This window comes from Patescibacteria group bacterium (assembly GCA_018896215.1).
In the GTDB taxonomy this organism is placed as follows: domain Bacteria; phylum Patescibacteriota; class WWE3; order 0-14-0-20-40-13; family 0-14-0-20-40-13; genus JAHINB01.
In genome coordinates this window covers 23040-41690 of record JAHINB010000004.1, presented here as the reverse complement: position 1 = coordinate 41690, position 18651 = coordinate 23040, and the positions used below count along the sequence as shown (strand labels likewise).

General features: G+C 38.2%; 18 protein-coding genes and 1 tRNA gene. 3 read left to right on the top strand and 16 right to left on the bottom strand.

What is annotated here, in order from left to right:
* The coding region (locus tag KKF75_00975; GenBank protein MBU4380779.1) for an oligosaccharide flippase family protein at positions 1 to 1010 on the bottom strand (1010 nt) is incomplete at its 3' end.
* 2 nt (positions 1011 to 1012) lie between these two features.
* Positions 1013 to 1088 (bottom strand) — tRNA-Val (locus tag KKF75_00970).
* Positions 1089 to 1138: 50 nt separating this feature from the next.
* On the opposite strand from KKF75_00970, the gene lepB reads away from it, so the two are divergent.
* Positions 1139 to 1714 carry a signal peptidase I gene (gene lepB / locus KKF75_00965; protein ID MBU4380778.1) on the top strand — a complete coding sequence of 192 codons (576 nt, stop codon included), beginning with the start codon at positions 1139 to 1141 and terminating at the stop codon, positions 1712 to 1714.
* On the opposite strand, the gene KKF75_00960 is transcribed toward lepB, so the two are convergent.
* The 7 genes from KKF75_00960 to KKF75_00930 all read right to left on the bottom strand — a co-directional run bounded on the left by KKF75_00960 (position 1711) and on the right by KKF75_00930 (position 9891).
* Complete coding sequence (locus KKF75_00960; GenBank protein ID MBU4380777.1) at positions 1711 to 1959, bottom strand: bL27 family ribosomal protein; 249 nt, start codon at positions 1957 to 1959, stop codon at positions 1711 to 1713. The genes lepB and KKF75_00960 overlap by 4 nt on opposite strands.
* A gap of 65 nt (positions 1960 to 2024) precedes the next feature.
* Positions 2025 to 2333 carry a 50S ribosomal protein L21 gene (gene rplU, locus KKF75_00955; protein MBU4380776.1) on the bottom strand — a complete coding sequence of 103 codons (309 nt, stop codon included), beginning with the start codon at positions 2331 to 2333 and terminating at the stop codon, positions 2025 to 2027.
* Positions 2334 to 2365: 32 nt separating this feature from the next.
* Positions 2366 to 3427: a rod shape-determining protein RodA gene (locus KKF75_00950; GenBank protein MBU4380775.1), complete on the bottom strand. Its 1062-nt coding sequence runs from the start codon at positions 3425 to 3427 to the stop codon at positions 2366 to 2368.
* A complete protein-coding gene (ileS, locus tag KKF75_00945) occupies positions 3405 to 6203 on the bottom strand; it encodes an isoleucine--tRNA ligase (protein MBU4380774.1) in 2799 nt (932 codons plus the stop codon). The genes KKF75_00950 and ileS overlap by 23 nt, the downstream gene beginning before the upstream one ends.
* A gap of 112 nt (positions 6204 to 6315) precedes the next feature.
* Positions 6316 to 7416, bottom strand: coding sequence for a cell division protein FtsZ (ftsZ, locus tag KKF75_00940; GenBank protein ID MBU4380773.1), 1101 nt, complete (start codon positions 7414 to 7416; stop codon positions 6316 to 6318).
* Between the two features lie 17 nt (positions 7417 to 7433).
* Positions 7434 to 8705, bottom strand: coding sequence for a cell division protein FtsA (gene ftsA, locus KKF75_00935; GenBank protein MBU4380772.1), 1272 nt, complete (start codon positions 8703 to 8705; stop codon positions 7434 to 7436).
* A 55-nt stretch (positions 8706 to 8760) separates the two neighbouring features.
* A complete protein-coding gene (locus KKF75_00930) occupies positions 8761 to 9891 on the bottom strand; it encodes a putative lipid II flippase FtsW (GenBank protein MBU4380771.1) in 1131 nt (376 codons plus the stop codon).
* Between the two features lie 96 nt (positions 9892 to 9987).
* Here KKF75_00930 and dinD point away from each other — a divergent pair, with 96 nt between their 5' ends.
* Positions 9988 to 10830, top strand: coding sequence for a DNA damage-inducible protein D (dinD, locus tag KKF75_00925; protein MBU4380770.1), 843 nt, complete (start codon positions 9988 to 9990; stop codon positions 10828 to 10830).
* Between the two features lie 226 nt (positions 10831 to 11056).
* Positions 11057 to 12040 carry a virulence protein RhuM/Fic/DOC family protein gene (locus tag KKF75_00920; protein ID MBU4380769.1) on the top strand — a complete coding sequence of 328 codons (984 nt, stop codon included), beginning with the start codon at positions 11057 to 11059 and terminating at the stop codon, positions 12038 to 12040.
* Between the two features lie 271 nt (positions 12041 to 12311).
* On the opposite strand, the gene KKF75_00915 is transcribed toward KKF75_00920, so the two are convergent.
* From KKF75_00915 to eno, 7 genes are all read right to left on the bottom strand, one after another.
* A complete protein-coding gene (locus tag KKF75_00915) occupies positions 12312 to 12860 on the bottom strand; it encodes a hypothetical protein (protein ID MBU4380768.1) in 549 nt (182 codons plus the stop codon).
* A gap of 37 nt (positions 12861 to 12897) precedes the next feature.
* Positions 12898 to 13827, bottom strand: a complete 930-nt coding sequence (locus KKF75_00910; GenBank protein ID MBU4380767.1) for a trypsin-like peptidase domain-containing protein — start codon at positions 13825 to 13827, stop codon at positions 12898 to 12900.
* 11 nt (positions 13828 to 13838) lie between these two features.
* Entirely contained in the window at positions 13839 to 14390 is a 552-nt protein-coding gene (locus KKF75_00905) for a zinc ribbon domain-containing protein (GenBank protein ID MBU4380766.1), read from the bottom strand.
* Between the two features lie 245 nt (positions 14391 to 14635).
* Complete coding sequence (locus KKF75_00900; GenBank protein MBU4380765.1) at positions 14636 to 15721, bottom strand: phospho-N-acetylmuramoyl-pentapeptide-transferase; 1086 nt, start codon at positions 15719 to 15721, stop codon at positions 14636 to 14638.
* Positions 15722 to 15725: 4 nt separating this feature from the next.
* Complete coding sequence (locus tag KKF75_00895; protein ID MBU4380764.1) at positions 15726 to 16703, bottom strand: carbohydrate kinase family protein; 978 nt, start codon at positions 16701 to 16703, stop codon at positions 15726 to 15728.
* Positions 16687 to 17388: a histidine phosphatase family protein gene (locus KKF75_00890; protein ID MBU4380763.1), complete on the bottom strand. Its 702-nt coding sequence runs from the start codon at positions 17386 to 17388 to the stop codon at positions 16687 to 16689. The genes KKF75_00895 and KKF75_00890 overlap by 17 nt, the downstream gene beginning before the upstream one ends.
* Positions 17389 to 17396: 8 nt before the next feature.
* On the bottom strand, positions 17397 to 18578 hold the full coding sequence (gene eno / locus KKF75_00885) for a phosphopyruvate hydratase (protein MBU4380762.1): 1182 nt from the start codon (positions 18576 to 18578) through the stop codon (positions 17397 to 17399).
* Positions 18579 to 18651: the final 73 nt, after the last annotated feature.

Below are 18651 nucleotides of genomic sequence, written 5' to 3'. Positions count from 1 at the left end.
GTAAACAATCCAGATACTAATACGGCTAATGGATAATACGCCGACACCATTTCAATTCCCCAAATAAAAGAGATCGCAAATCTACCCGACAATATTATTACAACAGAGATTAAAATAGACAACCCAAAAAGGGTTTTTACTAACCGATTCAAACTTAATTTAAAATCAGCAGAAGACGCGGTCAATTTTTTTACTAAAAACGGATAAGCGGAATTCATCATAAATGTTGGAACAACAAGGATTCCATCAAATATTTTATAGGCTAAAGAATAAATTCCAACATCAGTGGGAGTTGCCAAAAACGAAAGGAGTAATCTGTCGGAGGCTACCATAAATGTATTTAAAATTAGCGCTAAGCCTAACGGAGAGGAGTCTGTAAGTGTTTTTTTCCAGTAATTAAAATTAACAAGCTTGGCTCGAGGTGTAACATATTTTCTAACGGTATAGTAAGAAATAAACGCTAGAGAAAGGTTAGCCAAAACAAAAGAGCCCACAATATATAAAAGTCCGAGATGGTAATTTATGCTAATAGAAACCAGCAAAACAGCAAGTACTGAAGAAATAATTTGAGCGTAAGTGGCAAACTTGTACGAGGAGTTAGTCTGAAAAATAATGTTGCACCCGTTAAAAACTGCTTGAGTAAAAACAAGCAACATCCCAATTAAAATAGAGGTTTTGACTACCAAACTATATGGAGTAAAAGGCAAAATGGAAAGACCCAGAGCAATTAAACCCCACGAGATAACAATTCGTAAAAATAAAGCGCTTTTGAAGTGGGTATAAATGGCGTTTTTGTCTTTAGCAAATTCCTTTGCCACAATGGCGTTAACTCCAAAATCGCAGATGATAAAAAGCGGAGTGATGTAAGATAGAACAATAGAAAACTCTCCAAAAGTTACTGCGCCGAGCTTTCGTGTAATAAAAACAGTAACAAGAAGTGTGCTTACTGTGGTAAATAGCTTTCCAATAAGCTGGTAAATTGTGTTGGAGACGATGATCTTTTTTGACATAGTGGTGGGTTCGGAGGGATTTGAACCCCCGACCTTCCCGATGTGACCGGGACGCTCTACCAACTGAGCCACGAACCCCTAAATTTTTCTTCTTGCCCTCTACCATTAATCCCTTTACAATTGTGTTCGTGAATATTTTATCATCCTTAGGCTCTTTTATCCTAGACATTTTAGAAACCCTGGTTGTTTCTTTGGCAATATTTGTTGTAACTTATGTTTTTGTTGCTCAAGTTCACCAAGTAAAAGGCGATAGTATGCTAAATAACTTTCGCGATGGCGAGCAGATTATTACCAATAAACTGACTTACAAATTTAGAGAGCCCAAAAGGGGCGATGTCATAGTCTTTAAGTATCCCAACGCCCCTCAATATGACTACATTAAAAGGATAATTGGTCTTCCCAGGGAATCTATTCAATTGACTAACGGGTTGGTAAAAATTTACAATCAAGATAACCCCGACGGCTTTCTTTTAAGCGAGGTTTATATTGACTCCAATGTTGTTACAACAGGAAAATCGTTTTTAGCTGACGGTCAAGTTTATAAGATTCCGGATAATGATTACTTTGTGATGGGGGATAACAGGGAAAGAAGTAGCGATTCCCGACAATGGGGCCCCTTGCCTTATAATGACATTATCGGAACCTCGTGGGTTAGATACTGGCCTCCGCAAGCTTTGGCACTAATAGAAAGTCCTAAATATTAAACAATATCCACAAAACTCTTAGCACCTTTTTTTCTAAAGGAAACCAACCCCGATTTTTTAGCAAATATGGTAAAGTCCCTTCCCATTCCAGCGTTTTTCCCTGGTTTGTGAGTCGATCCTCGTTGCCTTACAACAATACCCCCGCATTTTATGGCCTGATCACCATACACTTTTACACCCAAGCGTTTTCCCGCTACATTACCGCCTTGTCTTGCTTTACTACCACCAGCCTTTTTATGTGCCATATCATAACAAGATTAATGAAAATCTTCCAACAAATAACCCCGATGTATACCGGGGGCGTTTCATGTTACGAAGTAACATCATCTATAGAAACTACTTTTAATTTTGACTTGTCTTGTCTATGACCCTTGGTTTTTCTATATCGGGATTTGGATTTAAACCTTCTAACCATTACCTTATCGCCCTGATAGGATTCTAGTATTTCTAAATTTGGAATCAACTTATCCAAATAAGGATTGCCGATGGTGGTTTTTTTGTCATCCCAAGATGCCAAGACTTTAGCTTCGGAAACAGCTTTACCGTCAATTTCTAAGGTATCACCAATTGATGCAATATGCTGTACACCATTGATTAGAAGAACGAATTTGTTAGACATAGGTGGCATATTATCAAAAGCTAGTTATCGATTCAACCACCAGTTTCTTTTTTGTAACAATTATTCACCAATCCCAACAGACAGAAGCTTGTAATCAAAGAGCTTCCTCCATAAGACATAAAGGGCAGAGGAACTCCCGTTACGGGAAAAAGACCCAAATTCATCGAGACATTAATGTAAGTTTGAAGAAACAGCAAGATAAAACAGGAAAACGCTAGCAAGCTATAAAAAGAGTATTTAGCTTTTTGCGCAATTTTAAGCATGGTTAAAAATAAGATTGCAAAACACACCAAAACTAAAAGACAAAAAATAAACCCCCATTCCTCGGCAAAAGAGGCAAAAACAAAATCGGTGTGGTATTCGGGCAAAAAGCTTAGGTGTGATTGAGACCCTCTTCCATAACCGCGACCTAACAACCCACCAGAACCCACGGCAATTATTGATTGATAAGTGTTATAGCCCGTTCCGCTGAGATCCTCTTGGGGATTTAAAAACCCCACGATTCGTGACTTTTGATAGTCTTTTAAGAATGTCCAAAGAGGTGCGACCAGCAGTAAGATCAATAATATAAACAACGCCAGTCTTTTAAAAGATAGACCCTTAAAAATAACTAAAGCCAATAAGGACAAAAATAGAATCCCCGTGGTTCCAAGGTCAGGCTCCAAAAAAACGATTACCAGTGAGATTAAAGTTAAAATTATAAAAAAGAAAAGTTTAAGAGAGGGCTTATTAATGTTAAGGCGACTTAAATTAGAAGATAAAAAAACTGCAAACCCCAACTTCAACACCTCGGATGTTTGAAAACCAAAATCTCCAATCTGTATCCACCGCCTAGAACCTCTAATCTCGGATCCTATAAAAAGTGGCAGAATATTTATAACAAGACAAACCAAAAAAATTGGTAAGGAAAACTTATCTAATAAATCCAGGTCCAAAAAAGATATTGCGCCAAAAAGTATTATGCCTATAAGTAAAAATTGAGCTTGATCAAAAGCCAACGATGCCGAAGTAGAAAAAAGCACGGCAAGACCGAGAGTGGTGATAATAACAACCGGGAGTACTAAAAGAGGGTTAAAGGATTTTAAAGGATTCATTAGGAATTAGCTTTGACAACAAAGCTTGCTTGCAAATTTCATCTTTGTATTTTTCCACCACCTCCCTATTCCCTACCGTATCCTCATAAGTTACTGCCACTATTTGATCGTAAGCTACATTGGAAGATTTTCTTAACTCTTGAATACTCCTTATAAAATCGCGAAATTGCCCTTCTAATTCTAACTCTTTAGTGATAACAGTATCTAGCTCAATCGATTCTTTTGATGCTTGTTTGACTTCTATTTTTTTAACATTAAGCTCCTCCCCGATAATTTTAATTATCTCCAAAGAGATCTTAAGATTGTTCCCTTTAATTATAGCTTTTGCCAATGGTTGTCTAAGCTTTATTCCCGCCTCGTGGCGTTTGGCATGAATCTGCTCCACAAAAACTCGCGCCAACCTCATCTCCTCCTCTAATTTTTCGTCTTGATAATTCTCGTTTACTCTTGGCCAGTTTTCCAAATGAACGGATTCCGCATCCCCTCCCAAGACTTGATAAATTTTTTCACTGATAAAAGGAGCAAGGGGCGCCATAATAATCGAGAGCCTCTTAAAAACAAAATATAAAACCCTATAAATTGATTTGGTATGATTACCCCTAGATCTCCTAATATACCAAGTAGAGAGGTCGTTTATTACAAAACCTTCGATGGATTTAGTAGCGTTTAGAGCATCGTATTTATCCAAATATTTCGTAACTTCGTTGGTGACACTTTCTATACGGGATACTATCCATTTATCTAAGATTGATAAATCGCTATCTTTAATCTGTTTTATTTCAGCCTCCTTAAATCCAGAAATATTAAAATAGGTTACAAAATAATTAAACGAGTTCCATAAAATATTAAAAAATTGACGACGGACCTCCTCAAAATTTGCCATTCCAGTTCTAAAATTGTTTCCCAAAGAAGCCCCGCTAAAGAAATTCCAGCGAATAATATCCGCTCCATATTTATCCAAGGCCTCAAAAGGATCGACCACATTCCCCACTGACTTTGACATTTTACGACCTTTTTCATCCAACCCATGTCCAGTTGTGAGAACCGTCTTATAGGAATTTTTTCCTGTAATCAGCGTTCCCAGAACCATTAAGGTATAAAACCAGCCTCGAGTTTGGTCAATGGCCTCGCAAATAAAATCTGCTGGGTACTGGGATTCAAAAAGTTCCTTATTTCGTGAGAAACAAACTTGTTTATTTTCAAACGGAAAGTGATATTGGGCAAAAGGCATGGCTCCAGAATCGAACCAGCAATCTAAAACATAGGGAACTCGCGCCATCTCCCCCCCACATTTACATTTAAATTTAATCTCATCAATATAAGGTCTATGAGGATCAATTGTTTTGTCGGGTAATTCTTGATACGAACCTAGGCATTTTTCTTGATTACATTTAGCGCAAACCCAAATAGGAATCGGTGTTCCCCAAAAGCGCGATCTAGAAATTGACCAATCGACCATATTAGAAAGCCATTCTCCCATACGACCGTTTTTTAAATGCTTGGGATACCAATTGGTTTTTTGATTTTCCTTGATGATTTCTTCTTTAAGTGCGGTAGTCTTTACAAAGTAAGACTCCAAGGCGTAATACAAAAGTGGGCTGTCGCACCTCCAGCAAAAAGGGTAATCGTGAGTTATTTCTTCTGTTTTATACAAACTACCCATTTTGGCAAGATCCTCAATAATAAATTTGTCGGCCTTCTTAACATACATTCCAGCATATGGGGTGATATCGGCAATAAACTTGCCAGAAAGATCCACCGCGTGCTTTTTAGGCAAGCCAATTTTGGAACCTAATTCGAAGTCGTCAACACCATACATTACAGCGGTATGGACAATACCAGTCCCATCTTCCATGGTTACAAAATCGGCAGAAGTCACAAAGTGGGCGGGAACATCATATTTTATGTAATCAAACGGAGGTTGATATTTAATCCCAACAAGATTCGAGCCTTTAAAAGTTTCGATAATGGTATACTCATCATCTAAAACAGAGAGTCGCCCCTTAGCCAATATATAAAACTCGTCTTTAACGGAAACTTTGACATAACTAGCAGTTGCGCTAACTGCCAAAGCAACATTTCCAGGCAGTGTCCAAGGTGTTGTGGTCCAAGCTAAAAAATATGTCTTATCTTGGTTTTTAACCTTAAATTTTACATAAACCGAGGCGTCTTTTGTCTCTTTGTAACCTTGCGCTAATTCATGGGACGAGAGCGGGGTTTCACACCTAGCGCAATAGGGTAAAACCTTATAGTCTTTAATGATAAGCTTTTTATCGTACAGAGTTTTAATAACCCACCACACCGACTCAATGTAGTTTTTGTCCATTGTGACATAGGGATCGTCCAAATCTAGCCAATATCCAATGCGTTGGGTAAGCATATTCCATTTTTCAACATATTTAAAAACCGACTCCCGGCATTTTTTGTTAAACGCAATAACACCGTACTTTTCTATCTGTGATTTTCCCGAAAACCCCAGTTCCTTTTCTACTTCTAGTTCCACAGGCAACCCCTGGGTATCCCAACCGCCTTTTCTGATGCAGTTGTACCCTTGCATTGTTTTATATCGGGGAAATAAATCCTTAAAAACGCGGGGAAGAATGTGACCCAAATGTGGCATGCCGTTTGCAGTTGGAGGACCCTCGTAAAAAACAAAGCTCTTACCGCCTTTGTTTTTGGCAAGCGTTTTTTTAAATATCTTATTCTTCTCCCAGTATGGGAGTATCTCATTATCTATTTCGGCAAAGGATTTTAGGGTTTTTACTTCGGAAAACATTACCTTAATTTTACCACAGCATCAAACTTAATCGCCCTATATATAAGAACCGACACGAGTAACAGAAATATTAAACCAAGGAGTATATAAGATATTATAAGCTGTAGTTTTGTCACTTAGATCTTCTTAAAAAAGTCGGAATATCGTATTTTGTATCTTCTTCAGATAAACCCCCATCAGAACTGGGGCCTTGCGACGCGTCAAATCGGGAAACGCTGTCGCTTGGCAGTTCTTTAACTTTTTTATAGGCATCTTGGATTTCCATATCAAAACCTGTAGCAATTACGGTAATTTTAATAGAATTACCCATAGATTCGTCAATTGCCGCTCCAAAAATAATGTTGGCGTCGGGATTAGCGGCGCTGGAGATAATTTTTGCCGCTTTGTCAATTTCGTGCATTGATAAATCAAGACCGCCTACAATATTAAACAAAATTCCCGTAGCGCCACTTATGTCCACCTCCAAAAGCGGAGACGATATTGCCATTTGCGCGGCAATTTCGGCCCTATTTTCGCCTTCAGCAGACCCTATACCCATTAAGGCAGACCCTGCGCTAGTCATAATGGTTTTAACATCGGCAAAATCTACATTAACAAGCCCAGGAACCACAATTAAATCGGAGATTCCTTGAACCCCCTGTCCTAAAATGCCATCTGCCATACCAAACGCTTCCAGCAGACTCATTTTCTGATCTGCTACATCTAAAAGTTTTTGGTTGGGAATAGTAATTAAAGCGTCGACTTTTTCTTTAAGCTCTTTATGCCCAATATTAGCATTTTCCATGCGTTTAACTCCTTCAAATTCAAAAGGCTTTGTGACTACACCAACTGTTAGCGCGCCAAGAGATTTTGCAATACTGGCAATAATTGGGGTTGCTCCTGTTCCAGTTCCGCCTCCTAAACCTGCGGTTATAAAAACCATATCGGAGCCTTCAAGAGAATCTCTAATTAAATCCAAAGATTCTTCGGCAGCTTTTCTGCCTACCTCGGGATTTCCTCCAGATCCAAGACCCTTGGTTAAATCTTTTCCAATTTGGATTTTAACTTGAGCTTTGCTTAAAGTTAGCGATTGAACATCGGTGTTAACACAAACAAAATCGACCCCTTTAATAGTACCTCGGGTTACCATGTTATTTACGGCATTAGTACCAGCCCCACCAACACCAACGACTCGGATTTTTGCAAATTGTTCGATTTCTGGTTTAACTAGCATAAGTGGTGGTAAAAAAACTAAGGAAGAAATGATTTTAGCCAACCAACAGCGCCCTTTACCGACCCTCCAATATTTCTGCGATCAGAAAAACGAGATTTTTCGGAGTTCTTAAACTGCCGACTCCCAAAAACCAAGGCGCCGATTGCTGCCGAATAGGCTGGTCCGTCAATTTCGTCAATAAGTCCTGTAACCCCCCGAGGTTTAGAAACACGAACTGGCATTTTTAAAACCTCTTTGGCAATAGAAGAAACATTGTAGGTTAAAGCCCCGCCTCCGCAAAGAACCGCTCCAGCCGGAAGTTTTCCTGTAAAATTAGCCTTTTTAATTTCTATTGAAACCAGGGTAAATAGTTCTCTCATTCTTTCTTTCATAATGTCATAAAGCAGTTTTCGCGAAATTGTTGTTACATCCAAATTAAACTCCGTAACATCTAGCTCGTTTTTATTTACTTCCCTTGCTTCTTCATCGCTAGTTGGAAAAATGGTCCTTTTTATTAAATCGTCTTCTTTCCCCAACTTCAGCTTAATTTTTTCTGCAATATCTAAGGATGCCCTTAGCCCTATCGCCAAGTCATTAGTTATATTCTGACCACCTACTGGCAAAACTCCGCTATAAACAGGGCTCCCGCCACTATAAATTATCAGCGAGGTAGTTCCTCCACCAATATCCAATAAAATTGTCCCTAGTTCTTTTTCGGTATCTGTAAGACACGAATAGGACGACGCCAGTGCCGTATAAACAAACTCCTCTATGGATACACCTACTTGATTAACGCATTTGCTTAAATTTTTCATGACGGCGGTAGAACCGTGAATTAAATTGGTTTCCACTTCGAGTCGCACACCGCTCATACCCATAGGATCGTGCACGCCGTCTTGCCCATCTACAATAAAATCTCGCGGTAAAACATGAATAATTTCTCGGGATGACGGCATAGAAACAGCCTGCGCGGCATCGGTAACTCTTTTAATATCATCTCGAGATATTTCAGCATCTTGATGAGATACTGCCACAACCCCATGAGAATTGATCGATTCGATATGCGATCCATTTACAGTTACGAACGCCGTAGAGATTGGAAAACCAGACATTCTTTGAGATTTCTCGAGAGATTGAGATATAGCCTCTACAGCTGCGTCAATATCAACAACCACGCCTTTTCTGATTCCGGTTGACGGCACTGTAGAAACACCAACTACCGAAACTCTTTCATCGGCAAGGCTTGCTATAATTGTGGCAACTTTGGTTGACCCAATGTCAATTACTGTTTCTAGTTTTTCTTTGGGCATTGTTAACAGTTAGTCTAACACCACTAAACTTTTTAGGTCAAGGGCACATTTATGGCTAACTAGATAAAAAATTCATGGTTAAACCAAATCCTAAAAGAGTTATTACCATTGACGAACCACCATACGAAATTAAAGGTAAAGGAACACCGGTAAGCGGTACTAGACCAAGCATGGAGGCTGTATTTAGAAACGCTTGCAATCCAAATACCGTAATTACACCACAGCCAAATATTTTTGCCGAAACTATTTTAGTTCGTTTGGCAAGCTCTAACCCCCTTAAAACAATAAACACTATCCCAAAAAGCGTTAGCGTGGTTCCGATAAATCCAAACTCCTCACCAACTATAGCATAAATAGAATCCGAAGTTACTTCTGGCAAATAGCCGTATTTCTGGCGGGACTGACCCAAGCCTCTTCCAAATATACCTCCCGACCCCAAAGCAATTTGGGCTTGTCTTACATGATAGCTTTTGTCTTGATTGGTTTCGACATTATTTCCAACAAAAGTTAAAAATCTCTCTTTGCGATAGGGAGAGGAAACAACAGCAATTGTTGCCAACACCAAAAAAACCGGAGCCATAACCGCAAAGTATTTAACGGGAAATCCCCAAACAAAAAGCATTACCACTCCCGCTACCAACAAAAGCAGGGCTGTTCCTAGATCGGGCTCCAAAAGGACCAAAAGCACAGGTATAAAAGTTACAACAAAAAATCGTTTAAGTATTTTTACGACATCATTGTCCTTTTCCAAAGACAAAATTTTAGCCAGATACAAAAGATAGGTCAACTTCATTAAATCTGACGGCTGAAAACCTAATCTGCCAATAAGGGGAAATGCTGGAAATGGCTCGGGATTTAAAAAAAGCCATCTTCGCGCCCCATATAGCATTGGAGAAAATGGGGTTGGAAGCAGTACCAAAATTAAAAGTAAGACCGAAAAAATATATAAAGCGCGGGATTTAGAAAATAACCAATCTAGAGGAAGAAAAAATGCCATAAAAAAACAGAGTATTCCAAATAAAGCCCACATTCCTTGCGAGATAAGAAAATGAAATTTGCCACCAAACAAATTCAAAGAATAAACTACAGAAGAATCGTAAACCATTACCACTCCAAAAAATAAAATGGCAAGGGTAGCAATAAAAAAAGGCAAATCCAAAAAGCGTTTTTCTTTGTGATGAGGCATGGCTACTATATTACCACGGAAATTATAAGAGCTTTTAAACTTCTATAGATATGAGGTCTATACAATTACAAAATTAAAAGTAGTAAAATATAATTTATGGAAAAACAACTGATTGTTAGATTACATAAAAATTTCGAAGATTGTGCTCATAAAAGCGATGGCGTGGAATTTTGGTATGCAAGAGAATTACAAATTCTCCTTGGGTATAACGAGTGGAGAAACTTTGAAAATGTTGTAAATAAGGCCAAGATAGCTTGTGAAAACGCCAAACAAAAAGCTTTCGACCATTTTGTTGACATCAACAAAATCGTAGATGCCGGAGCTACTTCAAAACCCATTATCGATTTTAAACTCACTCGCTATGCTTGTTATCTAATTGCCCAGAATGGAAATCCGCGCAAAGACGAGATTGCCTTTGCTATGACTTATTTTGCCGTTCAAACTCGTAGACAGGAAGTAGTCGAGAAACGATTAGCACAATGGGAACGCTTACATGCCAGAGAAAAACTTTCTATTTCCGAAAAAACTCTTTCTGGTGTTTTATTTGAACGAGGTGTTGATGGTCAAGGATTCGCGAGAATTAGAAGCAAGGGCGATTCAGCTTTATTTGGTGGACACACTACAAAAAATATGAAAAATCTGTTAGGTGTGCCAAATAATAGACCACTAGCAGATTTTTTACCAGGCGTTACCATTAAGGCCAAAGATTTAGCAAATGAAATTACAAGTTTTAATGTAAAAAAAGACCAAAAACTAAAAGGAGAAACGCCTATTACCTTCGAACATATAAAGAATAATAAAAACATGCGAGAGATGCTTGCTAAAAGCGGTATTCGCCCAGAAACATTATTACCAGAGGTAGATACAAAAAAACTCGAACGCAAATTAAAATCCGAAGACAAAAAACTACCAGAAACGGTAAAGAAACTAAATTCCTAAAAATTAGATTTGTTAAGATTTGAAGGGGGGGACTGACCCCAATGAGGTATTGTTGATTTGCTGTATTGGGGTCAGTCCCCAATGATAAGATTTTCTGGATGGGATTTGTTGTATTAGATAGGGTAATTCCTTCCACTTCGGAAGTGGAAGAGCGCAAATTAACAAGATCCTCATCCCAACCTTCGAAGTTGGGTTAAATTATTAGAAACTGATATAATTTAAAAATATGAATAAAATTGGTTTACCGAAAGGCAAAATAGTTATATATAAAACTTCGAAAGACGAGGTTGAACTGCAGGTTCGTTTAAAAGATGAATCTGTATGGCTAAAGCAAAACGAAATAGCACTACTTTTTAACAAAGACCGGTCCGTTATAACAAAACATATTGACAAGATTTTTTTTGATAAAGAGGTCGCCAAAAAAAGCAATGTGCAAAAAATGCACATTCCAAATTCAGATAAACCAGTAGAGTTTTACAGTTTAGATGTTATTTTAGCTGTTGGATATCGCGTTAGTTCCTCTCGAGCAATACATTTTCGCAAATGGGCTACTAAAATTCTAAAACAATATCTTATTAAGGGTTATGCAATAAACGAAAAAAGGCTTTTAGAAGCGCAAAATAAATTTAACGAATTGCAAAATGCTGTTTTATTCTTGCAAAAACAGTCAAAAAATGAATTGCTGTTTGGAAAAGAGGCAGAAATCTTAAGTCTCCTCGCCGATTACTCGAGCACACTAACTCTATTGGAACAATACGATAAAGGAAAGATAATAACTAAAAATGGTCAAAAAACAAAATTTGTTTTGGAGTATAAAGACTGTGTTGAGATGATATTAATGATTAAAAAAGATCTTGATGCTAAAAAAGAAGCGGGAGAGCTTTTTGGACAAGAAAGAGAAACAAGCTTTAAAAGTATTATTAAAGGTTTGTATGTAACTTTTGATAAAAATGAACTTTACGAAACTTTAGAAGATAAAGCGTCTAATTTGCTTTATCTAATTATTAAAGACCATCCATTTTTTGATGGTAACAAAAGAATTGCTTCGCTTCTTTTTGTACATTATTTAAATAAATCAAATTATCTTTTTAAGGATTCGGGAGAACGAAGGATAAGTGACGGTGCTTTAACAGCATTGGCACTTTTAATTGCAACAAGTGACCCAAAAGACAAGGAGATAATGATTAAAATAATTAAAACCCTTCTTTAATCGCATTTTACCAAATTAGTACCGTAGTCTAGTCAACGGTACTATTTAGAGCAATTATCTAATTCGTTGTATTAGAAATGGGGACTGACCCCTATGAAGTATTATTGATTTGTTGTATTGGGGTCCGTCCCCAATGATAAGATTTTCTGGATGGGATTTGTTGTATTAGATAGGGTAATTCCTTCCACTTCGGAGGTGGAAGAGTCGTTTTTTCGGCAGATTTGGAGAGCGTGCTAATTTCATTGGTGCACCACTTCAAAAATTTAGGGCACTACTTTCTCTTAAGCTTTAATTTTTCTACTAACTTTTGCTTGCTATCAATAAAACTAAATTTATAACCAAAATTTCTGTCATTATATTTTTCTATTTTCAACTCTCGTATTTTATTAGCGACGAAATGGACAGGGCAATCTTTGATGATTTCCAAAAGTAATTTTCCAAATGTCCACCAGTTTTTTTTCAATAAATCCATCGGGAGATTGTAATCTTTAAAAAAATCTCCAAGCTCCTTTCTAAATGTCTTCAACATAAAAAAGTCTTTTCCAATAGATTTTATGTTACGAGCATTTTCATGTCCGCTTTTTTTAGGATCCACGTTTGGTTCAAATATATCTGATAATAATTTGGTAGTTTTTTCTTGGCTTAATTCTTTATGTAATACCCAATTGCAATAAAAACGAAGGGTTTTATAAGATTTCCCTCCGTATTCTAAAATCTTTCTAATTTCAACCATCAAAAAAACCACCTCACATTTTTCTTTGAATGTCTTGTGATTTTTTAAAAACTCTTTCAAATTCGCTATATTTTTACTTTTATCCATAAATCGATTTTATTCCTCAGGGATTTTTTCGGTAGACCTATTTCAAACTATCAATATATGTCGTAACTTCTTCGGAAAATTGGTTTACTAAATCCATTGAAATTATAACGCCCAAACTTTCAACCTCGTCGGAACTTACCATTGATGGCACGCCAATCATACATCCATTTCTATCAACTGCTAAACCACCTGAATTTCCATAGCTAATTTTTGCTGAAGTCACTATCAAGCTATCACCAGGAAAACTACTTACAACGCCATCGGTGATTGTCAAGGAATAACCACCGCTAATTGCTGGATATCCAAAAATACGGATTGGTTCTCCAAGCTGAATATTCTCATTATTGCAACGCGTTGTATCGTCAAAGCTCGGAAATTTTCTCGGATAAACACTAGAATATTCGCCTGTTTCCACATCATAATAGGAAGAATATATTTCCATAAATGCTAAATCATATTTATCACTCAACTCTGGAAGTACAATCGGATGTGCTAAATAAATATCTTTTGCTTGCCCCGTCGTTGGATCGGGAAGAACGACTAAACAACCCTGCTCATCAACATGGATATTTATTTCATCTTGCGGAATAATATGTGAGTTTGTAAGAATTAAACCATCTTCACTAATTATTGTGCCAGATCCACCACTTGCTTCTTCTTCGGAAACCGTACTCGGACAAAATATATTAACTACCGAAGCCACAATTTCATTTTGATCATATGAGATGGTTTGTGTAGCTGAATAATTTGAAGAAGTATTGGTGTTTGAAGATTCGTCGTAAATTCCTAAGATAGCTATAAAAACAACAATGCCAAGAGCAATTAAAAAACCCTTGCGATGATCTTTCAACCATCCAAAAAAATTGACCCTGAAAATTGCGAACCTGCCGAATTTAATTTCTTGTCCGCAATTCTTGCAAAATTTACTACCAGCTTTAACTTGTTGCCCACAATTTTTGCAAAACATAGATAAATACTTTATTCACTCATAATTGGTGACTGCACTTTTACTCCACACTTTGAACAGAATTTCGAATTAGTTTCTAATTGTTCGCCACACTTATGACAAAATACCGACCCGGAAAGGTCTTTCAATGCTGGTACAAGTTTTCGTCTTTTATTCTCAACCACCAATGCTTTCCAAAAATAAGGCATAACGATAAGCCACCAAATAATTGGCATGATAACACTCCCACCCCCACCTTGCCCAATTTCATAAAGGTTATAGCCCTTTTCAAATGTCCACATGATCATTAAAAGAACAATCGCCCAACGACGACCTTTGAATACAAAAAACAAAATGGGTAAGTAAATGAGTATTCCCCAAATCATAGCTGTAGGGTCTACATAAGCACCAAAAAAACTTAACAGAAGTGAAAAGCCAAGAAGTGCGGAAATTATCAAAAACGACATTCCACGATACGACCTGGTAATTTTAAGAGTCTGATAATTCTCAACTTGTTTCTTTAAGTCATCTTCATCAATTTTCCAAAACCAGAAACTTTTCTTTTTTTGTTTATTTTGTTCCATATTATTTTTTATCTAAATTCGCACCTCCTCCAGTGGAATTTGTTCTCACCCAAACTCAAATTATAATCACCTACATTTTAGCACCAAAAAGAGAAAATCCTAAATTCTAAATGAATTAGAGAAAGGAGATTCTTCCACTTCCGAAGTGGAAGAGTTTCGGCTTGATAAATCAACATTCGGATATCGGAAGATTCATCCCCCGCCCAGAACTGCGCAACCGTTGGCGGGGTCTTCTCTAAATCTTGTTATAAAAGCGAAATAAAAAGACCCACAAAACCCAAAATTGCGGAGATGAGATAAAAGCGAGTGGTAACTTTGGTTTCGGGCCAGCCGAGCATTTCAAAATGGTGGTGAATTGGCGCCATTCTAAAAATTCTTTTACCGGTGAAACGGACTGCCAGCTGTTGAAAAATGCTTGATGCCCCATCAAGCAAAAACACCCCTCCAACTAAAAGTAGCGCCACCTCCCGATGGAGCAAAATTGCCACCAAGGCAATTACCGCCCCAACAGTATGCGACCCCACATTACCCATAAAAATTCTGGCTGGGTAAAAATTAAAATACAAGAAGGGGAGCAAGGCTCCAATAAAACTTGCCAAAAACACAGTGATTTGGTATTTGCCTTGGCTTTGAGCGATAGCCAGAAAAAAACAGCAAGCGATAATGGCAAGGCCACCAGCAAGACCATCCAACCCATCAGTGAAAGCTACCGAATTTAAAACAATAATAAAAATAAAATAAATTAAGACCGGGTAAAATATTCCCAAATTTAGAAATCCATAAAACGGTAGCCAAAGACTACTGTAACCAAATTGTAAATAGATGACAAGTGAGGCGATAATGGCAATTGCCGATTGCAAAAAGAATTTTTGATAGGTTTGCAAACCCACATCAGTGGCGCTTCCAACAGTTCTCCAAAATTCTTTGAACAAGTCCCAAGGCAAAAGCAGTTTGTTATAAGCCTTTGATGTAATTCTTGAGACCGAAACCACAGGAATGAGCGAGCTTCTAATAACATCTTGCAGATGAGACTTGGCATAAACCTTAAACAAATCCTCCATTAACCCAAAAACCCCAGCTAAAAAGGTGATAATGGCCAAAAATGGCCCGTAAGAGTTTTGACGGTTAAAAAGGTAAGTTAAGAGCGAAACAGACAAAACAAACGCCAAACCTCCCATTGTAGGAGTCCCCTGCTTAATTAAATGGGTTTTGGGACCGTCGTGTCGCACCCTTTCGCGCAAAGAAAATTTGTATAAAAAGTTAATAAAAAAAGGATAGAGGGCGGTGGTGACAGCAACATTTAAAATGAGAAGGGCGAGAGCTTTTAACATGTAATTATTCTAGTTGAGATAGTTTTAAAAGTCCATATTGTGCTCCGTAAGAAGCTATAACGGATCCTGCATTCTTGTTACCCCAACTTAAAGCCGTCCTAATATCTTTTTCTTTGATAATTGCCGTAATAAAAGCGCTAGCAAACGCATCTCCTGCCCCAGTTGTATCAGTAACTTTATCCACGGCAGGAGAAGCTTCCTGATAGGATGACCTTCCATCGTAAGCCGAAACCCCACACTTATCTCGCGTTATCACAACGTATCTTGGACCTAATTGATAAAATTCCTTAAGCATTTTTAAGATATTTCCTTCATTGGTATGGCAAGACTCCTTCTCCTCCCCTGGATAGGATCCGTAAAGCAATTGGTACGCCTCATAGATATTAAGAATTAAGATAGTTGACTTAGAAAGTATGGGCTTGAGCGCTTCAATTCCTTGTTTTAGTTGATGTTGCCCCGGCACAAACGCCAACTTACTATTATTGTTTGTAACCAAATCTAAAATTTTAAAGGTAAAGCTTTCGGTATGAGCACCAAGATCGGAGAGATATATCCACTCCGTTTGGGTAAACAAATCAAAGCTAGGAGTATGGGTTAGAAGATCGTCGTTGTCGCCTCGGTACATTACAATTGCTCGTTCCCCACCTTTACCAACCAAAACCGCGCTAGTGGATGTTTGAGCTTTCTCGTCTATTACCAATAGCTTGATCGAAACTTTTTCTTCTTTAAGCCTTTGGGCAATCACCTGCCCCGGAATGTCCATGCCGACCTTGCCCCAAAAGGCAACAGAAAGCCCCAATCGCGAAAAACCCACCGCCGAATTGCACGCCCCACCTCCAACATCAGTAAAAAGCCTATCGGCTAAGAACTTTTCCCCCCAATCCAATTGGAGTTTGCCGTCTTTGACTTGATATTGATTAGAGATTAAGAAAATATCCTGTGTTGCTCCACCGATAGTAATAATATTAAATTCTTTTTTCATCGTGTACAGAATACGCCAAATAATCCTGCCCCAGCGGGGTTTCAAGCGATGCCGTTTCTTCGTTGGATAAACCTTCAAAATACTGCCTGAAACCTCTTATAGAGTTTCCGTGGCAAGAAACAGCTACATTATACTTTTTTGCCCTCATGATAAGAAATAAATCTTCGATAAAATCTTTAACCCTTAATACCACTTGTGCGATACTTTCTCCGTTTGGAGGTTGAACAAAGTAAGACCTGCGATATTCCAAAAGCTTTGTTGGATTCTCAAGTTGCATTACGAGCTTGCTTGTCCCTTGCAAATCTCCATAACTTCGCTCTTTAATTCTGGGATCCTGAAAAATCTTTAAAGATTTTGCCGACTCGTTTTTAGAAATCGCGATCTCGACTGTTTTTATGGCGCGGATTTGATCCGATGAATATAACAAACCAATTTTTTTGTGGGCTAATTTATCCGCTAACACCCCCGCTTGCTTAACTCCAAGTTCAGTTAGATCGGAATCGCGCCAACCACTAAATAAAAAATTGGCATTGTCTTCTGTTTGCCCATGTCTAAAAACATAAAGAATTGGAAAGTTCGGATTCTCATCTTTGGGAAGCTCTTTTATATCGCGGTAACTTAAATAGGCAATTGCCTGATCAATTTTTTGTTTGGGATATTTGGCAAATATTGCAGGATCAATCATCAGATAGTTTAAACTAACGAGAGAAAGAGATCCCCTTGAATTTCCAGTAATCGGTTATATTTAGCAATTCTTTCGCCCCGCGCAGGAGCTCCAAATTTGACGAAATCTGCCTCTACACCTACTGCCAAATCCGCAATAAAGTCGTCGTTGGTTTCACCAGATCGGTGACTGACAACTACCTTAATTCCCGCCGATTTGGCAACACTTACCGCAGTTAGCGTCTCGGAGACAGTTCCTATCTGATTTGGTTTAATAATTACTCCCCCAATGCATTTTTCGTCAATCGCCCTTTGAATTCTCGCTGGATTTGTTGTCGTTAAATCATCCCCAATTATTAATACCTTATTCCCAATTTGCGCGTTTAGTTTCGTCCAACCTTCCCAATCTTCTTCGCCAAGGGGATCTTCTAAAGACAGTATTGGGTAATCTGTTAACAATTGGGGATAATTGAGATCCAATCGCTTCCTATTTGCCTGAGCTATGTCGAGGGAAATAAGCTTGCCCGCCTCAATACGCGAAGCGTTTTGGGCGGGGGGAATATGGGAAATAGGAGAAATAGAAAGAAGTTGAGAGAGAAAGACAAGAGCATCTTTGTTATCAAAACTATCGGGACTAAAGGCGCCCTCCAGACCTACATCTGTTGACAAACGAGCCTCTTCCAACCTTATTTTAGCTTTCCCGTAAAGAGAAACCGCATCGGAAATAGAGTCGCAAACAATGCTAAATTCTTGAATGTCCATTTTGCCACTAGAGTGCTTTCCTCCTTCAAAAATTAAAGCTTGTATTTTTGGAATTTTAAAATTTCCGCTTAAATAGGCTACTTCATTAAGATATTTGTAAAGGGGTGCTTTTTTTGTTAAAGCATGCGCTCTAGCAAAAGCTATACTTAAAGATAAAATGCTATTGGCGCCAAAACGGGATTTATCGGGTGTGCCGTCCAAGGCTAATAAATGATTATCAAAGTCCAACAGAGTCTTAAAATCCTTTCCTCTAATGTCCAAAAACATCTCCTCCACAAAAGACACCGCTTGTTCAGCAGGTACCGTTTTAGCTTCGCTGGAACCTGTGGAAGTTCCAGAGGGAACAGAGGATAGAGAAACAACACCTTCTTTTGTGGTCATGGTTGTTTCTATGGTCCAGGCGTTACGGGAGTCTAAAATTTTACGCGAGCTAATTTTGGCAATTTTCATAACAAGATATACAAAGAACTCGCCCAATTAATACCCCCGATGCATATCGGGGGCGTTATATACCACCGAGCAC

Excerpts from the sequence above, each read along its gene's own strand:
- KKF75_00905 (MBU4380766.1), bottom strand. The coding sequence starts at position 14,390 with ATGGAACAAAATAAACAAAAAAAGAAAAGTTTCTGGTTTTGGAAAATT.
- eno (MBU4380762.1), bottom strand. The coding sequence starts at position 18,578 with ATGAAAATTGCCAAAATTAGCTCGCGTAAAATTTTAGACTCCCGTAAC.
- KKF75_00930 (MBU4380771.1), bottom strand. The coding sequence starts at position 9,891 with ATGCCTCATCACAAAGAAAAACGCTTTTTGGATTTGCCTTTTTTTATT.
- ileS (MBU4380774.1), bottom strand. The coding sequence starts at position 6,203 with ATGTTTTCCGAAGTAAAAACCCTAAAATCCTTTGCCGAAATAGATAAT.
- ftsA (MBU4380772.1), bottom strand. The coding sequence starts at position 8,705 with ATGCCCAAAGAAAAACTAGAAACAGTAATTGACATTGGGTCAACCAAA.
- KKF75_00890 (MBU4380763.1), bottom strand. The coding sequence starts at position 17,388 with ATGATTGATCCTGCAATATTTGCCAAATATCCCAAACAAAAAATTGAT.
- KKF75_00895 (MBU4380764.1), bottom strand. The coding sequence starts at position 16,703 with ATGAAAAAAGAATTTAATATTATTACTATCGGTGGAGCAACACAGGAT.
- KKF75_00950 (MBU4380775.1), bottom strand. The coding sequence starts at position 3,427 with ATGAATCCTTTAAAATCCTTTAACCCTCTTTTAGTACTCCCGGTTGTT.
- KKF75_00910 (MBU4380767.1), bottom strand. The coding sequence starts at position 13,827 with ATGTTTTGCAAAAATTGTGGGCAACAAGTTAAAGCTGGTAGTAAATTT.
- ftsZ (MBU4380773.1), bottom strand. The coding sequence starts at position 7,416 with ATGCTAGTTAAACCAGAAATCGAACAATTTGCAAAAATCCGAGTCGTT.
- dinD (MBU4380770.1), top strand. The coding sequence starts at position 9,988 with ATGGAAAAACAACTGATTGTTAGATTACATAAAAATTTCGAAGATTGT.
- KKF75_00920 (MBU4380769.1), top strand. The coding sequence starts at position 11,057 with ATGAATAAAATTGGTTTACCGAAAGGCAAAATAGTTATATATAAAACT.
- KKF75_00915 (MBU4380768.1), bottom strand. The coding sequence starts at position 12,860 with ATGGATAAAAGTAAAAATATAGCGAATTTGAAAGAGTTTTTAAAAAAT.
- KKF75_00900 (MBU4380765.1), bottom strand. The coding sequence starts at position 15,721 with ATGTTAAAAGCTCTCGCCCTTCTCATTTTAAATGTTGCTGTCACCACC.
- KKF75_00960 (MBU4380777.1), bottom strand. The coding sequence starts at position 1,959 with ATGGCACATAAAAAGGCTGGTGGTAGTAAAGCAAGACAAGGCGGTAAT.
- rplU (MBU4380776.1), bottom strand. The coding sequence starts at position 2,333 with ATGTCTAACAAATTCGTTCTTCTAATCAATGGTGTACAGCATATTGCA.